This window comes from Nitrospira sp. CMX1 (assembly GCF_054902215.1).
Map to the genome: position 1 here is coordinate 287,058 of NZ_JBUBKD010000011.1, position 16,332 is coordinate 303,389.

The 16,332-nt window shown below is 55.9% G+C and carries 18 protein-coding genes; 13 read left to right on the top strand and 5 right to left on the bottom strand.

The features are described 5' to 3' along the window. Complete coding sequence (locus ACYX34_RS03350) at positions 1 to 1,191, bottom strand: glycine C-acetyltransferase (protein WP_462075140.1); 1,191 nt, start codon at positions 1,189 to 1,191, stop codon at positions 1 to 3. Between the two features lie 93 nt (positions 1,192 to 1,284). Further along, positions 1,285 to 2,319: an L-threonine 3-dehydrogenase gene (gene tdh / locus ACYX34_RS03355; RefSeq protein ID WP_462075141.1), complete on the bottom strand. Its 1,035-nt coding sequence runs from the start codon at positions 2,317 to 2,319 to the stop codon at positions 1,285 to 1,287. A gap of 156 nt (positions 2,320 to 2,475) precedes the next feature. On the opposite strand from tdh, the gene ACYX34_RS03360 reads away from it, so the two are divergent. From ACYX34_RS03360 to ACYX34_RS03380, 5 genes are all read left to right on the top strand, one after another. Then, positions 2,476 to 3,087 (top strand): YceI family protein, encoded by a 612-nt coding sequence (locus tag ACYX34_RS03360; RefSeq protein WP_462075142.1) that lies wholly within the window; start codon positions 2,476 to 2,478, stop codon positions 3,085 to 3,087. A 153-nt stretch (positions 3,088 to 3,240) separates the two neighbouring features. Beyond that, positions 3,241 to 4,233 carry a zinc-dependent alcohol dehydrogenase family protein gene (locus ACYX34_RS03365; RefSeq protein WP_462075143.1) on the top strand — a complete coding sequence of 331 codons (993 nt, stop codon included), beginning with the start codon at positions 3,241 to 3,243 and terminating at the stop codon, positions 4,231 to 4,233. 17 nt (positions 4,234 to 4,250) lie between these two features. Next, the gene (locus tag ACYX34_RS03370; protein WP_462075144.1) at positions 4,251 to 4,436 is read left to right on the top strand and encodes a type II toxin-antitoxin system HicB family antitoxin; all 186 of its coding nucleotides are present in this window, start codon (positions 4,251 to 4,253) and stop codon (positions 4,434 to 4,436) included. A 14-nt stretch (positions 4,437 to 4,450) separates the two neighbouring features. Further along, positions 4,451 to 4,675, top strand: coding sequence for a VF530 family protein (locus ACYX34_RS03375; protein WP_462075145.1), 225 nt, complete (start codon positions 4,451 to 4,453; stop codon positions 4,673 to 4,675). Positions 4,676 to 4,679: 4 nt separating this feature from the next. Further along, positions 4,680 to 5,219, top strand: a complete 540-nt coding sequence (locus tag ACYX34_RS03380; protein WP_462075146.1) for a YaeQ family protein — start codon at positions 4,680 to 4,682, stop codon at positions 5,217 to 5,219. A 49-nt stretch (positions 5,220 to 5,268) separates the two neighbouring features. Here ACYX34_RS03380 and ACYX34_RS03385 read toward each other — a convergent pair whose 3' ends face one another. Continuing rightward, complete coding sequence (locus ACYX34_RS03385) at positions 5,269 to 6,096, bottom strand: uroporphyrinogen-III synthase (protein WP_462075147.1); 828 nt, start codon at positions 6,094 to 6,096, stop codon at positions 5,269 to 5,271. Between the two features lie 141 nt (positions 6,097 to 6,237). On the opposite strand from ACYX34_RS03385, the gene ACYX34_RS03390 reads away from it, so the two are divergent. The 4 genes from ACYX34_RS03390 to ACYX34_RS03405 all read left to right on the top strand — a co-directional run bounded on the left by ACYX34_RS03390 (position 6,238) and on the right by ACYX34_RS03405 (position 9,558). Beyond that, on the top strand, positions 6,238 to 6,678 hold the full coding sequence (locus tag ACYX34_RS03390) for a VOC family protein (RefSeq protein ID WP_462075148.1): 441 nt from the start codon (positions 6,238 to 6,240) through the stop codon (positions 6,676 to 6,678). Positions 6,679 to 6,752: 74 nt separating this feature from the next. Beyond that, the gene (locus ACYX34_RS03395; RefSeq protein WP_462075149.1) at positions 6,753 to 8,384 is read left to right on the top strand and encodes an MBL fold metallo-hydrolase; all 1,632 of its coding nucleotides are present in this window, start codon (positions 6,753 to 6,755) and stop codon (positions 8,382 to 8,384) included. 25 nt (positions 8,385 to 8,409) lie between these two features. Continuing rightward, positions 8,410 to 9,432: an NAD-dependent epimerase gene (locus ACYX34_RS03400; RefSeq protein WP_462075150.1), complete on the top strand. Its 1,023-nt coding sequence runs from the start codon at positions 8,410 to 8,412 to the stop codon at positions 9,430 to 9,432. Positions 9,433 to 9,435: 3 nt separating this feature from the next. Continuing rightward, a complete protein-coding gene (locus tag ACYX34_RS03405) occupies positions 9,436 to 9,558 on the top strand; it encodes a hypothetical protein (protein WP_462075151.1) in 123 nt (40 codons plus the stop codon). Between the two features lie 78 nt (positions 9,559 to 9,636). Here ACYX34_RS03405 and ACYX34_RS03410 read toward each other — a convergent pair whose 3' ends face one another. Beyond that, complete coding sequence (locus ACYX34_RS03410) at positions 9,637 to 10,197, bottom strand: hypothetical protein (RefSeq protein WP_462075152.1); 561 nt, start codon at positions 10,195 to 10,197, stop codon at positions 9,637 to 9,639. Positions 10,198 to 10,614: 417 nt separating this feature from the next. Between ACYX34_RS03410 and ACYX34_RS03415 the strand changes: the two genes are divergently transcribed. Further along, complete coding sequence (locus ACYX34_RS03415; protein ID WP_462075153.1) at positions 10,615 to 12,624, top strand: cation:proton antiporter domain-containing protein; 2,010 nt, start codon at positions 10,615 to 10,617, stop codon at positions 12,622 to 12,624. Positions 12,625 to 12,663: 39 nt separating this feature from the next. On the opposite strand, the gene ACYX34_RS03420 is transcribed toward ACYX34_RS03415, so the two are convergent. Then, positions 12,664 to 13,746, bottom strand: a complete 1,083-nt coding sequence (locus ACYX34_RS03420; RefSeq protein ID WP_462075154.1) for a Rieske 2Fe-2S domain-containing protein — start codon at positions 13,744 to 13,746, stop codon at positions 12,664 to 12,666. 181 nt (positions 13,747 to 13,927) lie between these two features. Between ACYX34_RS03420 and ACYX34_RS03425 the strand changes: the two genes are divergently transcribed. The 3 genes from ACYX34_RS03425 to ftcD all read left to right on the top strand — a co-directional run bounded on the left by ACYX34_RS03425 (position 13,928) and on the right by ftcD (position 16,295). Beyond that, positions 13,928 to 14,458, top strand: coding sequence for a DsrE/DsrF/DrsH-like family protein (locus ACYX34_RS03425; protein WP_462075155.1), 531 nt, complete (start codon positions 13,928 to 13,930; stop codon positions 14,456 to 14,458). Between the two features lie 36 nt (positions 14,459 to 14,494). Then, the gene (locus tag ACYX34_RS03430; RefSeq protein ID WP_462075156.1) at positions 14,495 to 14,740 is read left to right on the top strand and encodes a sulfurtransferase TusA family protein; all 246 of its coding nucleotides are present in this window, start codon (positions 14,495 to 14,497) and stop codon (positions 14,738 to 14,740) included. Between the two features lie 88 nt (positions 14,741 to 14,828). Continuing rightward, entirely contained in the window at positions 14,829 to 16,295 is a 1,467-nt protein-coding gene (ftcD, locus tag ACYX34_RS03435; protein WP_462075157.1) for a glutamate formimidoyltransferase, read from the top strand. Positions 16,296 to 16,332: the final 37 nt, after the last annotated feature.

Sequence of the window (16,332 nt, forward strand, 5' to 3'; positions counted from 1 at the left end):
CTATGGAATGACCCCGAGAGCGCGACCCACCTTGGCAAACGCCGTCACAGCCCGTTGTAACTGAGCAGGGGTATGGGCCGCCGACATTTGGGTCCGAATCCTTGCCTGCCCCTGCGGAACGACTGGATAGCTGAATCCGACGACGTAGACTCCTTCTTTGAGTAAAGCCTCCGCCATCGAAGTGGCGAGGGCGGCGTCACCCAACATCACCGGAATGATGGGATGCTCGCCCGGAACGAGCCGAAACCCAAGCTTCATCAGCTCATCTCTGAAGAAGGCAGCATTGGCACGAAGCTGTTGCCGAAGATGATCGCCCTGCGCCACGAGACCGAGTGCACAGAATGCCCCGGCCGCAATCGGCGGAGGAAGGGAGTTGGAAAACAGATAGGGCCGCGACCGTTGGCGCAGCAACTCGACAATCTCCGTCCTGCCAGATGTGAATCCACCCGTCGCACCCCCGAGTGTCTTTCCCAGGGTACTCGTCACGATCTCGATGCGGTCGGCCACACCAAAGTGAGCCGGGGTGCCCCTCCCCTGCGGACCAAGCACCCCGGTGGCATGGCTGTCATCGACAATGACGGCCGCGTCGTATCGTTCCGCCAGTCCGGTAATTCGATCAAGCTTGGCCAGGTCACCATCCATCGAGAAGACACCGTCCGTGACAATTAATCGGAGACGACACCCAGCAGCTTCCTGCAGCCGCGCCTCGAGATCCGTCATGTCGGAATGGGCGTACCGAAATCGTTTGGCTTTGCAGAGCCGGATGCCGTCGATCAGACTCGCATGGTTCAACGCATCGCTGATGACGGCATCGCGCTCATCCAGCAACACTTCAAACAGTCCTCCGTTTGCATCAAAGCAGGAGCTGTAGAGGATTGTGTCCTCGGTACCGAGAAATGTACTGATAGCTTGTTCCAGTTGTTGGTGCAGATCTTGCGTGCCGCAAATAAACCGCACCGAGGCCATGCCATAGCCGTGTGTGTCCAGCCCTGTCTTCGTAGCCTGGACAATGGCCGGATGATTCGCGAGTCCCAGATAATTATTGGCGCAGAGATTCAACACCGAGCCTTGAGAGACCCGGATGTCCGAACCTTGTGGGCCGAGAATACGCCGCTCTGCTTTATACAGGCCCTTGGCGCGAATGTCGGTGAGTTGAGTATCGAGAATCTGTTTAAGGGAATCGTAAGCCATAATCAGTTGGTGAAGGGTAAACGGTAAGGGGTGAGGGGCTTGAGGAAAATCTCGCAATCGCATTCGTTCATTTCACACCTCACCCCTCACTCCTTACGGGATCAAGACTACTTTCCCGCATTGCCCAGACTGGATCAACGCAAACCCGGTCGCGAACTCGGTTAGTGGAAACGAATGGGTGATGACCGGCCGGATGTTGAGACCGGCTTTGAAGAGACCGGCCAGCCGGTACCAGGTTCCAAACAAACGCCGACCCGTAATTCCATACACACGAATCCCCTTGAAGATCATTTCGTTTGGGAGATCAAAGGTTACAGGGCCGGTGGGAATGCCGAAGAGCGTGACCCGCCCACCGTTCTTCACTGCCCGAAAGGCCTGGTGCAAGGCCTCCGGGTTTCCCGACATCTCCAACGAAGCATCAACCCCTTCACCGACGGTGATGTCGAGGATCGTCGCCGCAAGTTGGTCTGGGGAATTCGTTTTGGCATTGAGAGTATGATCAGCACCAACTTGCTTCGCTAAACTCAGCCGGTAGTCACTGACGTCTGATGCGATAATGGTCGCCGCACCGGCGGTTCGTGCGACCGCCGCAGCAAACAAGCCGGTCGGGCCACATCCGGTGATCAACACCGTCTGGCCGGTCAAGTCTTCAGCCAATGCGGCATCAACGGCATTGCCGATTGGCTCCTGCAGACAGGCCAACTCAGGAGGAATGCTCGGATCCGTCTTCCACAGGACGCTTTCGGGTAAGACGACATACTGCGCGTAGGATCCGTCTCGGTCGACTCCGAGGATCTGGTAATTCTTACACACATGCGCCAATCCTGTCCGGCACTGAAAACAGATTCCACAAGTCAGGTGCGATTCCGCGGCAACATAGTCGCCGATCTTGACGAGGGACACCTCGCGCCCCACCTCCACGACGTGGCCGCACAACTCATGGCCGATCACCCGGGGCGGGTGGATTCGCCGCTGCGCCCATTCGTCCCAGCGATAGATATGGGCGTCGGTTCCACAGAGCGAGGTCGCTGCGACCTTGATCACAGCATCGTGTGGCCCCGGGGTTGGGTCCGCCCAATCAGTGAGGGTGAGACCTGGTCCTGCAACAGTTTTGACGAGTGCTTTCATGGGTTCATTCTATACCAACATCTCCAGTGGACATCCATGTTTCAACGAAAGAAACACGTTGCACCACCTTCCGGTGACGGATAGGATACCACCCGAGAGAATTGGGTCACTCGAGAGGAAACGTGCCTCATGCGGACAGGCTGAAAGGGGATGATTATGAACAGGAGCCGAGTCTGGACACAGAGCATCATCGTGATGGGCTTCTTGGCGTTGTGCTCACTCAACGTCCACGCCGAGACGGCTCGCTGGAATATCGATCCTGATCACTCGTTGATTGAGTTCCGCGTGGCGCACATGGTGATATCGAAGACCTCGGGGCGGTTTCTCGACTATCGCGGATTCGTCGAGATGGACGTGGATGCAAGAACCATCAAAGCAATCGAAGCGACCATCAATGCCGACTCAATCAATACGAACCATGAGAAACGCGACGGACACCTGCGCAACGCCGACTTCCTGGATGTCAAACAGTTCCCGACCATCACCTACACGATGAAAACCGCACAGAAAGACGGAGAGAGCTACAAGGTCATTGGCAATCTCACGTTGCACGGCGTGACGAAGGAAGTGCCCCTCACCGGAACGCTGAACGGCATCACGAAGGATCCTTGGGGGAATACACGAGCCGGATTCACCGCTGAGGGCAAACTAAATCGCAAGGACTTCGGCATGGTGTGGAACAAAACCCTCGATACCGGAGGATTGGTCGTCGGAGACGACGTCCACATTCATCTGGACATTGAGTGCATTAAGGCAAAACAGCCGTAAACGGCATGCAAAGTCTCGAGTTTCTGGTTGCGGGTTTCTAGTCCAAAAACACGAAATCCAAGACTCGTCACTCGAAACCTTGAGCTTCGGATTGAGAACTCGAAACCAGAAACCCAAAACGCGAAACTCCTTGTCCAAGCAACTATGAAAGCCATGGTGCTCGCTCGTACGAGCGACGTGTCCAGCTCCCCACTCCACCTCGAGGATCGTCCGGTTCCTGCTCCACAGCCAAATCAACTTCTCGTCAAGATTCATGTCTGCGGCGTCTGTCGAACCGATCTCCATGTGGTGGAAGGGGAACTACCGGACGTGGCCTTGCCGATCATTCCGGGCCATCAAGCCGTCGGCACAGTGATGCAGCTTGGCGCCGATGTCTCGGAAATCAAGGAGGGCGATCGAGTCGGAATCGCTTGGCTTCAGGGTACATGCGGCCAATGTGAATTCTGTACGAGCGGACGCGAAAATCTCTGCTTACACGCTAAATTCACTGGCTATCAGGTGGATGGCGGCTATGCGGAATACGCCGTGGTGCTCGCACGATTTGCCTATCCAATCCCTCAGATCTTTTCTGACGATGAAGCCTCTCCCTTACTCTGTGCTGGTATCATCGGCTATCGGGCTCTACGACTCAGCGGTATCAAGCCGGGCCAGAGACTGGGGCTCTATGGATTCGGCGCGTCAGCGCACATTGCCATCCAGATCGCACGCCACTGGGGCTGTCAGGTCTACGTGAGTTCACTCAAGCAAGAGCATCAGGAACTGGCCAAACAGCTGGGAGCAGTCTGGGTCGGCGGAGCCACAGAGATGCCGCCAGATAAGCTGCACAGCTCCATCATCTTTGCCCCAGCCGGCGAACTCGTTCCTCCGGCATTGCGCGCGCTCGACCGAGGCGGCACGCTCGCCTTAGCCGGCATCCACATGTCACCGATTCCTTCACTGGACTACGACCGTGACGTGTTCGGCGAACGCGTCATCCGCAGCGTGACAGCCAACACGAGACAGGACGGCATCGATCTCTTGCGCGAAGCCGCGGCGATCCCCATCAAACCCCGCACAGTCCGCTTCTCACTGAAAGAAGCCAACCGCGCGCTACAAGAATTGAAAGCAGGAAACTTTCAAGGTGCGGCAGTGCTCACCATGCAATGAGATACAGAGGAACCATCATGAAAGACTACCATATCAACATCTTCTCCAGCGATGTAGACAAAGGGTCCATCGCCGATATTCCCGACCTCGATGCCTGTTCGGCGTTTGGAAAGACTCCCAGCGAGGCACTCAAGCAAGCAGAAATTTCGAAACGCGCTTGCGCTGTGAGCGGACGCGCCGCCTCATGCCTCATTCATCAATGAACCAATCGCATACTATGGCTCATCCTCGCGATCCTTTGCACGGGATTACCTTGGAAACCATTGTCACGACCTTGGTCGCACGGCACGGATGGGCGACACTGGGCGCACGTGTACCCATTCGCTGTTTTCGCCATCATCCGACGATCCGGTCGAGTCTGACGTTCCTACGCAAGACGCCGTGGGCGCGCAAGCGCATTGAACAGATGTTTGTGACAGAGCTCCCCTCGCATCCAGGGTGAATGTATGGCTTCGAACGCAACCATCTATAAGGCCGTGCTGCAGATCGCCGATCTGGATCGTCAGTACTTTCAAGATCATACGCTCACACTCGCACGCCATCCGTCCGAGACCGAGGAGCGCCTGATGGTACGGGTGCTCGCCTTCGCACTCCATGCAGATGAGGCCTTGTCATTCGGCCGTGGGGTCGGTACCGAAGATGAACCGGCCTTGTGGCAACGAAACGAGACCGGATCCATCGACCTTTGGATCGAAATCGGCCAGCCAGACGAGAAAACCCTGCGTCAGGCCTGCGGCCGCTCTAAACAGGTCATCGTTTATGTCTATGGAGCCCGTAGTTCCGGAGTGTGGTGGGCAAACCAGCGTCCGTTGCTCGACGGACTGAAGAATCTCTCCGTGACGCTGCTTCCAATGGAAGGCGTTCGTGCCCTAACGGAGATGACGCGACCCGCCATGCAGCTCCAATGGACGATTCAAGACGGGCATCTCTGGATCGCTGCTGGGACGCAGACGGTCCACATCGAATTACAATGTTTGAAGGACTGACGGCACGAAAGGCCTCCCCTCGGAGATGGAATAGAGGCGAAGGGAGTTCCTACCGTTTTCTCCCAAGAATGTTCGCCGCTTGCTCCGATACTTCCTTCACCAAGATACCCAGCTTGGAATGCGACGGCTCAAAGTCGACCGGCCAGTCGAAGTGGCGCAGCCGTTCACTGGCGGCCGGACCGATGGAGGCTACGACCAGCTTCTGCACCGCGTCATGAAACGGGATGACGTTTCCGTCCTGTTCCAATACCTGCATGACGTGATCGATCTGCATGGCGTTGGTAATCAGCATCACCTCCACCTGCCCGGCAACGATATGCTCGCAGGCGGCACGCATTGGCCCAAGATCCTCCGGTAAGGCCCATCGGTAGATCGGCACAGGGAAGACGTCTGCCCCACGCTGCTCCAACGCCTTCACCAGCGCGTTGTTGGGAATGCCGTACTCCTGCACCGCAATTCGCACGCCCGGCTCGAGGCTGTACTCATCCAGAGCAGAAACCAAATCGATCCAGGTATTGGGCTCCGGCACCGTCACCGTTGGGACGAGCCCCACGGCTTTGAGAGCCGCAACCGTTTTCGCGCCCCGGGCGGTGGTGACGATCTCTTGTAACGCCTGGACGATCGACGGCCAAGGATACCGCGTTTTCAGGATCTCAAAAAGCGCCTCAGTGCCGACGCCGGTGAGCAGGACGAGCATATCGATCTGTCCTGCCATGAGACGCGCTCCGAATTCATAGGCCGCAATGTTGCTCTCCAGCGGGATTTCTCGCAGGGCGGGAGCCATGATCGGGCGACCTTCATACCGTTCAATCAAACGGGCCAACTCCGATTCCATCCGACTTTCGAACCCCACCACAGTCATTCCATTAAATGTCATAGACTCGAATACTCCCATCAATTACGGCTCAATCATACTACACTCACCCACGCGAGGGAGAGCCGGTTTTCCGTTGACGACAGATCGCTAGTCTCCCTACTATACGGACGTCATCTTGTTCAATACTTGCGTGATACCCGTATGGCAATGCCCCTTCATCGCGGTCTTCGGCACCTGGCACTTCGCGTTTTGGATCTTCCTCGATCGCGTCGGTTCTATGAGCAGATACTCGGCATGCAGGTCGTCTGGGAACCGGATCCCGAGAACGTCTATTTCAGCTCCGGTGTCGACAACCTGGCACTGCATCAGATCTCGAAGCAAGAATCGGACTCCTATGATCCCTCGAAAACCCAACTGCTTGACCACATGGGCGTGATTCTTGAGAGTCCGCAGGCCGTCGACCAGATGTACCGTGAGATTGTGCTCTCAATTGAGTCGCTGGGCGGACGAATCACCAAAGAGCCGAAACTGCATCGTGACGGCAGCTATTCGTTCTATTTTTCCGATCCCGACGGCAATGTGATTCAAGCGTTGTACGAACCGACGATCAGCGGATTGATGTGGGTGACCAGTAAGGGGTGAGTGAAACCTGTAATGACCCGACAAGTTTCCCTATACCCTACCCCTGACACCTTACCCCTCACCCCTAACAAGCTATGAGCATCTGGAACAACTTCCCTCACCACCATTATGTCAGTCTCGTCCCTTGGTGTTGGGCCCAACTGGAAAGTGCCGAGCCACCGGGTCCCTTTCCGTTCATCGGCGGTGTGGCCTCTGACGCCGTGGCCAGCCTCCAGGAGGCTCACAGCCTCTTGTCCAGCGCGATCGATACCGCGATCAGCGATGTCTTCTCAAAGCGGGCGCCACTGGACGAGCCCGAACGGCGGCGACGGCTCGAAGACGCCTATACCGAGCTAATCAACACCCGCCCCTATCTTCAGCGACACATTCGCTGTGGCCGTCGACCGGACGGCACCTTTCACTGGGAATTCCCGACTGATCCGACGCAATCCGCAACCGTCACGAACGGCGGCCTCCGGATGTTTCATGCGATCAACCACCAGGCCCTTCCATTCGGATTCAACAACCGCCGCCTAGGCCCGGCAATCGGCAAACTGCTCGGTCTCCTCGATGGCACCCGTACAGCCGACGAAATCGACACGATTGTCTCGTCCATGCCCCGTGACTCCCAGAGTCTGTTGACCACATTCATGGAACTCTTGCAGCGGCATGGCTGCCTAGCCACATCGAGCAGCGCGTCACTGCGCCACCATTGGTTCGATATCGTACAGGACCAAGATACCGTTCACCTTGGCCATGCGGCCGTGCTCTACCGACAACGTGACACGGTGTTGCTCTTTGATCCCTGGCTGTTGCCCTGGTTCGCGGAATCACCCCTACCGTCACTCTGGGGAGGGCTTGTCCCCAAACCCGCCGCGGTCTTTCTCACACACGATCACGATGACCATGTGGATCCCCGCACCTTACTCCATCTCCCCAAAGAGATCCCTATCATCGTCCCAAGCCGGCGCAATCGCACACAGCTGTTTTTTGACTATCGTTCGCTCCTGGCAGAGCTGGGATTTGAACAGGTTATTGAGCTGGCTCATGGTGAGAGCTGGCCGTTCGAAGGAGGCGCCGTCGTTTCGGTCCCATTCTACGGTGAGGATCCCTGTGACCTCAATATGCCGAGAAATTGCTACCTGATTTCCGATCGCGGGCACAATGTCCTGATTCATGCGGACAGCGGCCCGACCAACGACGGACGGTCGGCCCTCAAAGACTCTATCATTCAGCAGTTAGTCAGCAAGTATGGACCGATTCTCCTCGTCCTGGCGTCACAGCAACAACTGCTTGAGATCCGTACACATGCCGCCCACGCACCGCTCTCTCACCCCGGCAAATGGCTGGACATCGGTGAGAACGGCTATCTCACGAACGCCTATCTTGCTGAGCTCTGCACGGCCGCCCGCGCGCGGCTGTTTGTGTCGTACGCCACCGGCGGAGCCGACTGGTATCCAGACCATCTCTCCTTTATGTTCAGTCGACGCAACCCTTCCAGGACCACGCTCTTGACCGCGCACTGGGAACCGGCGGAGCAGTTAAAAGACCTTCTTGCTTCACAGGGATGTTGCTATCATCAGGCCCACGCCCTGGACATTTATCGACCCACGAATGAAGGAGCACTCAGTGTTCATTCGACAGGAGAATCACTAGCCCCTCTCACTCTCTATCGAGTGGATCACGGCAATCCACCGTTTATGAAAGGCGCACAGCAGCGGCGATAGGCCGTTCTTATTTTAAGGAGCAGCTATGAGCGAAAGACCAGCGACGATTCTTGTCACCGGAACTGCGGGATTTATCGGATTCCATGTGGCGATGCGCCTCCTGGATCGAGGCGATCAAGTCATCGGCCTCGACAACATCAACGATTACTACGACGTCCGACTGAAGGAAGCTCGCTTGGCACAACTGAAGCCTCGTGAACGATTCACGTTCGTCAAACTGGACCTCGCCAATCGACCAGGCATGAAAGACCTCTTTGGCGATCGATCAATCCGGCGAGTGGTGCACTTGGCCGCGCAGGCCGGGGTTCGCTATTCACTGGTCAATCCACACGCCTATACCGAAAGTAACATTGAAGGGTTCTTGAATATCCTGGAAGGTTGCCGGCATAACCAGATTGAACACTTGGTCTATGCGTCTTCGAGTTCCGTCTATGGTGGCAATACCCACATGCCGTTCTCGATCCATGACAATGTGGACCATCCCGTCTCGCTCTATGCCGCCAGTAAAAAGGCCAATGAGCTCATGGCGCACTGCTATGCCCATTTGTACCGGCTACCCTGCACGGGCCTGCGCTTTTTTACCGTGTATGGGCCCTGGGGACGTCCTGATATGGCCCTCTTCATCTTTACCAAGGCCATTCTGGAGGGCAAGTCGATCGACGTCTTCAATCAGGGCAAGATGAAACGCGACTTCACCTATGTCGATGATATCGTTGAAGGCATCATTCGGACACTCGATCGCCCAGCAACAGCCAATCCATCCTGGTCAGGGGAGCAACCGGATCCAGGAACCAGCTCCGCTCCGGCCCGCATCTACAACATCGGCAACCATCAGCCGGTGGAGTTGCTACATTTCATCGGGGTCCTGGAACAAGCGTTGGGGAAAAAGGCCGAAAAGCGGCTCTTGCCAATACAGCCCGGCGACGTACCAGCAACCTATGCCGACATCGACGATCTCACCAATGACGTTGGCTTCAGACCAAACACCCCGATTGAGGTAGGCATTCCTCGTTTCGTGAAGTGGTACCGAGAGTTTTACGGAGTGTGAGGAATGGGCTGGACAACCCAGTCGGCGGCGAAAAACGCGGTTGAGATCACCGATATGACTGAACTGTGTCAATCGGTACTCTCACGAGCAGAACTTCAGGATGCTCAAAAAGGCCGCCGTGAGTGAGGAGGCGAAACATACGCTTCGGCATGTTGAGCCTCTGAGTGAGGAGAAACCGACGCTGGACGATTTCTCAGAACCCTGTTAGAAGCACCCCACCGGCACGAACCCAGTTCCAAAGAGTCTCGACAACGCAATGTAGCGCGCATTGTCGTAAAACGAATGGCTGGCTCCTCGCTGAGTCCTCCCGGTGATGTCCCCCCCATAGGACGGATCAGAGCCGAAGAACATCCCGCCCCTGGTCTTCTGCACAAGGTGCATCCACTCCATATACAAGGTGCAGACTTCCGCCTGAACTGAGCCGGAAGACGTGTTACTCGCATACCAGTCACGTGCCCAATCCGGCACTTGCCGTCCCGCACCCACTGGTTCGCGATCTCGAGCAGGGAACAGGTCAAACTGTGAATCCCTCGTGGGCTGCGTTCGAGGAACGGTCGGCATATTGACCAAATCAGGCACAACAGAGAGCGGCTTCAGATCCATCGCTTCGCACCCAGCCCGCTCCTTGTTCGTGTACATGGAGCTCCCGTCTGCTTCGAGACATTTCCAGGTCGTCGGACCAGCTCCCGTATCACCCCAAGCTACTCCTGTGGACAGCGCCACCAGGATGGTCGTAGAGAGGAACGTTCCTTGAACCAGCCTCATAGGACACCTCCAGATCATGTAGCTCAGACGCGCGGGGCGTGAGCGCCCGTGGTTACTTTCATAGTTGGTGCGCACACCCTACTCAATGACATGTTTTTCGTCTATGCAGCTTTAGAGGGGGGAACTACAGCCTGCGGGGCCTTGGACCGAATGACAATTATACCTTGATATCACCGATATCACCCGTCGCCTATTCCAAGAGTTTTCGTGACGGATACCCGACAGGCTAACTCTTCAGATTCCCTCCTCCTGTCGCACAGCCTACATTACCTTGTCCGGCATAGGAACCTCAGGTATCCTGCCCATCATAACCTCGATAGGCTGTTGGATAACACCGAGCAGATTTGTAATCTCGTATCACCAGCAACCCCTAGCCTGATTCATCAATAGACGACGTAGGATCGATGACAGCACCGTATGACCGACTATAATGTCCTCACGAATCTGCTCTTCATCTACACCGTATCGATCGCGGTGGTGTTTCTGTTTCTTCAGTTCCGGCTTCCCTCGATCGCCGGATTTTTAGTCGCCGGTGCGCTGATCGGCCCCCATGGGCTCAATCTCATTTCCGATATCGCAACCGTGCAGGTCTTGGCGGAAATCGGCATCGTCCTCCTCCTCTTCACCATCGGCATTGAATTCTCGTTGGTCCAGCTCGCCTCCCTTCAACGCCTGCTGCTGATTGCAGCCCCGATCCAAGTGGGAGGGGTCATCGCCATTACATGGCTCGGCGGCACTCTTGCGGGATTACCAACCTCTCAGGCAATCTTTTGGGGGTTTTTGCTCTCACTCAGCAGCACAGCCATTGTGCTCAAAGCATTGACTGCCAGCGAAGCAAGCGATTCACCACACGGGCGAGCGACGATCGGTATCTTGGTCTTCCAAGACATCGCGGTCGTACCTATGATCTTGCTCACGCCCATTCTCGCCAGCCCCGGCGATGGGGCGCTTGCACCAGTGTTGCTCTCTCTGGGGAAATCTCTGGTCGTGGTGGCCTGTATTCTGGCTGGCTCATGGTATGCAGTCCCAGTCTTGCTCGAGCACATCGTCCGCAGCCGAAGTCGAGAACTGTTCTTATTGACCATTATTGTCCTCTGCCTGGGCATCGCCTGGCTGACTTCTCTCGGCGGGCTCTCGCTGGCGCTCGGCGCCTTCATCGCCGGCCTCGTGATCTCTGAGTCAGAGTACAGTCACCAAGCCATCGCCGAAGTACTGCCTTTCCGAGATAGCTTCAATAGTCTCTTCTTCGTTTCTATCGGCATCCTGATAGATTGGCATATCCTGCTGGAGTACCCATTCGTCGTAACCGGCCTGCTGCTGATTGTCCTTTTGGTGAAATTCTTCGCCGGAGCCGGGGCCGTCCTTGCCGTCTCCATGCTGCCCCGCTCCGCAGTCATGACCGGCATCGCGCTCGCACAAGTAGGAGAGTTTAGTTTTATCCTGGCACAAGTCGGCCAGGAGAATCAGCTCCTGTCCGGAACGCAGTATCAGATTTTTCTGGCGGTCTCGGTCTGTTCGATGATCATTACCCCGTTTCTCATCCAGCTCTCACCGCATCTTGGCCGACGAGTGGAGGCCGTCCAGCGGCTCAACCGTTGGTTCCCTGGACAAACCACAGCGCATGTCCTGGAAGCCGAGGGGCGGCACCTCCGCATCAAGGACCATGTCATTATCGTGGGATATGGGTTGAACGGCCGCAACCTTTCCCGAGTCTTGGGCGAGACCGAAGTTCCCTATATTGCGTTGGATTTGGACGGTGAAACCGTGCGCCGCGAAGCGGCACATGGATTACCACTCTACTATGGAGACGCCACCAATCCGACCGTGTTGCGGCATGTCAAGATCGAACAAGCTCGAGTCCTGGTCGTGGCCATTTCCGATCCCTTCATGGCGCGCCGGACCGTGCAGGTCGCTCGAGGTTTGAATCCAAAGATCCATATCGTCGTCAGAACTCGCTATTTGCGTGAATTGGAAGAGCTCCATCAGCTCGGCGCCGACGATGTGGTCCCGGAGGAATTTGAAACGTCGATCGAGATCTTTGCGCTCGTCCTCCGCACCTATCAGATGCCGCAAGACTTCGTCATACGCAAGGCGGAACAGGTACGTCGCGAGGGATACGCACTCCTCCGCCGAAGTGAACTCCCTGAACTGGCGCACCACCTGCGCGGTGGCACCCTCACTGATGTGGAAGTGGAAACCTGCCGAATTGAGGAAACCGCGCCGGCAGCAGGAAAAACGCTCGCCCAGCTGGCGCTGCGCCCGCGGACCGGAGCCTCGATCATTGCCTTGACCAGAGGCGGGGTAACCGAATCGAACCCGTCGGACAAATCTAAACTCTTAGCCGGCGATATTGTGGTTCTGCTCGGATCGCGCGAGGAGATTCGACGCGCGATGGCATTCATCCTCACGGATCAACCTGACCGATAACGTCCTATTTTGTTGTCTTGAGCGTTCTACGAAAAAGGTTCAGCTTCGCCAGCGAAGCGTGACTCGTTCTTTGAGCGGGTGATCGAAGGGACACCCGGTCTGAACCGATTCGAGATGGGCAGCCTTCAGCTTGTAGTACCATCTAGCCGGCATATCGGCATCCCCCAGAAACATCGACGAGGGCTTGTGACGGAGACCCACGGCAAGATGCTTCATCGCCCGTTCATCCTGGCCCAGAAACATCTTGGTCAGCGTGCGAAAAATCAAATTGCCAAAGGGCAGCCAATGCAGCCCGCGCCAATAGGCGGAAAAATCAATGCGACATTCCATGTCGGAGACTGGTGTGGCCATCAACCGGTTGGCGAGCCACGCTCTGCCACATTGCATCAGTTCGACTCGCTGGTTCGGAAGTAAAAAGTCGATGGTGGTGCTCAACGGTCCTCCATAGATGCGCTCGATCCAATGAAACGGTCCGCTGTTCTTTGCCGGACGGTGAGCCGTCATCCGAAAACCATGTGGAATCGGCTCAAAGACTTTCGTCTTCTCGTGCATGCGCGCATCACTGCGCCACCACGAATGAACATAGGGTCCATGGACAGGATCGATGAGACCGATGACCCCATCATCAGGCGTGCACGTATAGGTCAGCGAAATATGGAAGGATTGTCGGGGTTCCGACGGAAGCGGCATACGCGGAACCGGCGGTAACGGATCAATGTTTCCACGTTCATCGGCCAGATACAACCAAATCATCCCGTCCATTTCTTGTGCCGGATAGGTCGAGACGCCGATCTTATCGGACTGGAAACTCCCCCCTTCAGGAAGGGCAGGAATACGCCGACAGCGACCCTTCGTATCAAATTGCCACCCATGATACGGGCATTCCACCCGTTCGCCATCGAACCGACCGAACGACATCGGCATCCCGCGATGAGGGCAGAGATCACGCATCGCCGCCAGCATACCTGTTCGATCACGGCAGAGAAGAATCGGGAGGTCCAACATCTGCAACCCCGTCATCGTCCCCGGACGGAGCCGATGGCTAGGAACGGCTGGATACCAGAAGCCGAAGAGAGGCGCACCTCTGGAAGATTGTATCTCGGGTGATGGTGGTTGGATCATTGCTGAACAGGAGGGTCGTAAGAAAGCGCTGCACAATCAACTCAAGACTATAACGGTGGGCAAGGATTAGGTCAAGCAACGAACCAGTAGGACACCGGTTCCTTGACACTCCAAAGGATCACATACTATCCTCATTAACTGCCCAGTACACTGAGCCTTGTGTAGAGTGTGAGGTGACAAAATGATTGCCACGCAAATCGAGCCGACGGCGACGTTGGCGCAGCTCCAAGAATCCAAACCCGAGAGTGTCACGATCGTACTGCTGAGCGGAGACATGGATCGCGCCATGGCCGCTTTCATCATTGCCACAGGCGCAGCCGCGATGGGAATGAAGGTGACGATGTTCTTTACCTTTTGGGGGCTGAACACTATCCGCAGAAGGGGCGCCACCAGTTCGGCCAAAGACTGGCTTCGCCGAATGTTTGGATTGTTAAACCGTGGTGGCGCATCAACACTTCCGCTGTCTCGATTCCATTTCGGCGGACTCGGAACCATGATGATGCAGCGGGTCATGAAGCAGAACCGCATGCCCGACGTACCGGAATTGATGCAGACGGCTCTGGATCTCGGCGTACATTTTATCGCGTGCACGACGACCATGGGCCTCATGGGGATTACCAAAGACACCTTAATCGACGGAATCGATCAATTCGCCGGGGTCACGACGTATCTTGCGGAAGCGAAACAGGGAAGCGTGAATCTTTTCATTTAAGCTGACACGTATCAGCTGATAGCGAGGGATATCTTCATGATGCAGGCCGATGTCAAACTCGACACTTTAGGGTACTTTTGTCCCATGCCGATTATCCTGACGTCAAAGAAGATTAAAGAGCTGGTCTTAGGTCAGGTGCTGGAGGTCGTCTCCGATGATGAAGGCATCAAGAAGGACATGCCGGCTTGGTGTGAAACCACAGGCCATCAAATGGTGGGACTGGAAGAGGAACAGGCAAAGTCGGGACGGATTTATAAGGCCTTCGTCAAGAAAATGAAATAATTAGATCTTTTTTGAGATCGATCAGAGCAGAAGCCGGAAGGACCAGGCGAAGTCCTCCGGCTTTTTCGTTTGCGCTGAGACCGGTGACATGGACCGAATCGTTGAATGTGTGCCCAACTTCAGTGAAGGTCGGAATCAGACCACCGTTCAAGCCTTACTCGACGCTGTGACCTTGACACCCGGTGTCGTATGTTTGGACCATTCGATGGACCCTGACCACCATCGAGCCGTCCTGACCTTCTGCGGGACCCCGGAGGCGGTCGTCGAGGCGGCTTTCCGTACCATCTGTGCTGCAACCAACCGCATCGATTTGCGCAACCACACCGGCGTGCATCCTCGCGTGGGTGCGACAGATGTCGTCCCATTTATTCCAATCAAGGGTACAACGATGGACGATTGTGTCCGGCTTGCCAGGCAACTCGGAGAACAAGTTGGACGTGAATTGGAAATTCCCGTCTTTTTGTATGAACGGGCCGCCACTCGACCCAATCGTGCCCCCTTGGAAGCGATCAGACGTGGCGGCCTCGAAGGGTTGGCGTTTCGAATGGCATCCGATTCGGAATGGACACCCGATTTCGGCCCGTCTCGACTCCATCGGAGTGCCGGAGCCATCGCAGTCGGTGCTCGACCTCCGCTCATCGCCTTCAATGTGAACCTCCGCTCTCAGAAAATTGAGGTCGCCCGTTCTATCGCCAGGACCATCCGGCAATCACATGGAGGCTTGCCCCATGTAAAGGCGATCGGTGTCGAACTGGCCAGCCGCAGTATGGTCCAGGTTTCCATGAACCTGACCGATTATCAACTGACACCAGTCGAGTCCGCGTTTCAGGCTGTCAAAACTGAAGCGGAAAAGCATGGCATTTCAATAGCTGGGAGTGAGTTGATCGGATTGATCCCGCAGGCGGCATTAGAGCACGTTGCAGTGGCTTCGCTTGAGTTGGAACGATTCGATCCATCTCACATCCTGGAAAGGAGCATTGCCGAGGCCATGGAGGGAAAGAACCTATTCGATCAGACCATATCTGATTTTATGAACGCGGTCTCCGATACCAAACCGATTCCTGCGGGTGGAAGCGTCGCAGCGCTTGTCGGCACGTTAGCGGCTTCATTGGGAGTCATGGGCGCCCGCCTTGTCAAACAATCAGACCGAGAAACAACCCTTCTGCGATTGAGTCGGCGGCTGTACGAACTTGTTCAAGAAGATGCGTTCGCCTATGAGGCCTTGTTGAAGGCCCATAAAATTCCGAAGGACCAACCAGATCGTCCCACTACCGTTTCGAACGCGCTCCTCAAGGCTACAGAAGTCCCTCTTGAAATTGCAGAACGGGCTTGTGAAGTTGCACGGGTCCTTCATGGCTTGCGACAGGTGGTCAAGCCGACAGTCCATTCAGACCTTTCCGTGGGGATAATCCTGGCCATAGCGACAGCTGACGCAGGTCTTTTTACAGCGCAAACAAATGTAAAACTTGCAACAAATCAGTTAGTTGTAGAATCCGTGCAAGCAAAAATCCTAAAGATACGCGAAAGTCTTGAGGAGCTGAGGAGGTTGTGCTAGACTCCACGGCTGCATTGTGACAAACCATCACCAACAG

What these genes read in the sequence shown, in the direction of transcription:
- ACYX34_RS03350 (WP_462075140.1), bottom strand. Translation starts at nt 1,191, where the DNA reads ATGGCTTACGATTCCCTTAAACAGATTCTCGATACTCAACTCACCGAC.
- tdh (WP_462075141.1), bottom strand. Translation starts at nt 2,319, where the DNA reads ATGAAAGCACTCGTCAAAACTGTTGCAGGACCAGGTCTCACCCTCACT.
- ACYX34_RS03360 (WP_462075142.1), top strand. Translation starts at nt 2,476, where the DNA reads ATGAACAGGAGCCGAGTCTGGACACAGAGCATCATCGTGATGGGCTTC.
- ACYX34_RS03365 (WP_462075143.1), top strand. Translation starts at nt 3,241, where the DNA reads ATGGTGCTCGCTCGTACGAGCGACGTGTCCAGCTCCCCACTCCACCTC.
- ACYX34_RS03370 (WP_462075144.1), top strand. Translation starts at nt 4,251, where the DNA reads ATGAAAGACTACCATATCAACATCTTCTCCAGCGATGTAGACAAAGGG.
- ACYX34_RS03375 (WP_462075145.1), top strand. Translation starts at nt 4,451, where the DNA reads ATGGCTCATCCTCGCGATCCTTTGCACGGGATTACCTTGGAAACCATT.
- ACYX34_RS03380 (WP_462075146.1), top strand. Translation starts at nt 4,680, where the DNA reads ATGGCTTCGAACGCAACCATCTATAAGGCCGTGCTGCAGATCGCCGAT.
- ACYX34_RS03385 (WP_462075147.1), bottom strand. Translation starts at nt 6,096, where the DNA reads ATGACATTTAATGGAATGACTGTGGTGGGGTTCGAAAGTCGGATGGAA.
- ACYX34_RS03390 (WP_462075148.1), top strand. Translation starts at nt 6,238, where the DNA reads ATGGCAATGCCCCTTCATCGCGGTCTTCGGCACCTGGCACTTCGCGTT.
- ACYX34_RS03395 (WP_462075149.1), top strand. Translation starts at nt 6,753, where the DNA reads ATGAGCATCTGGAACAACTTCCCTCACCACCATTATGTCAGTCTCGTC.
- ACYX34_RS03400 (WP_462075150.1), top strand. Translation starts at nt 8,410, where the DNA reads ATGAGCGAAAGACCAGCGACGATTCTTGTCACCGGAACTGCGGGATTT.
- ACYX34_RS03405 (WP_462075151.1), top strand. Translation starts at nt 9,436, where the DNA reads ATGGGCTGGACAACCCAGTCGGCGGCGAAAAACGCGGTTGAGATCACC.
- ACYX34_RS03410 (WP_462075152.1), bottom strand. Translation starts at nt 10,197, where the DNA reads ATGAGGCTGGTTCAAGGAACGTTCCTCTCTACGACCATCCTGGTGGCG.
- ACYX34_RS03415 (WP_462075153.1), top strand. Translation starts at nt 10,615, where the DNA reads ATGACCGACTATAATGTCCTCACGAATCTGCTCTTCATCTACACCGTA.
- ACYX34_RS03420 (WP_462075154.1), bottom strand. Translation starts at nt 13,746, where the DNA reads ATGATCCAACCACCATCACCCGAGATACAATCTTCCAGAGGTGCGCCT.
- ACYX34_RS03425 (WP_462075155.1), top strand. Translation starts at nt 13,928, where the DNA reads ATGATTGCCACGCAAATCGAGCCGACGGCGACGTTGGCGCAGCTCCAA.
- ACYX34_RS03430 (WP_462075156.1), top strand. Translation starts at nt 14,495, where the DNA reads ATGATGCAGGCCGATGTCAAACTCGACACTTTAGGGTACTTTTGTCCC.
- ftcD (WP_462075157.1), top strand. Translation starts at nt 14,829, where the DNA reads ATGGACCGAATCGTTGAATGTGTGCCCAACTTCAGTGAAGGTCGGAAT.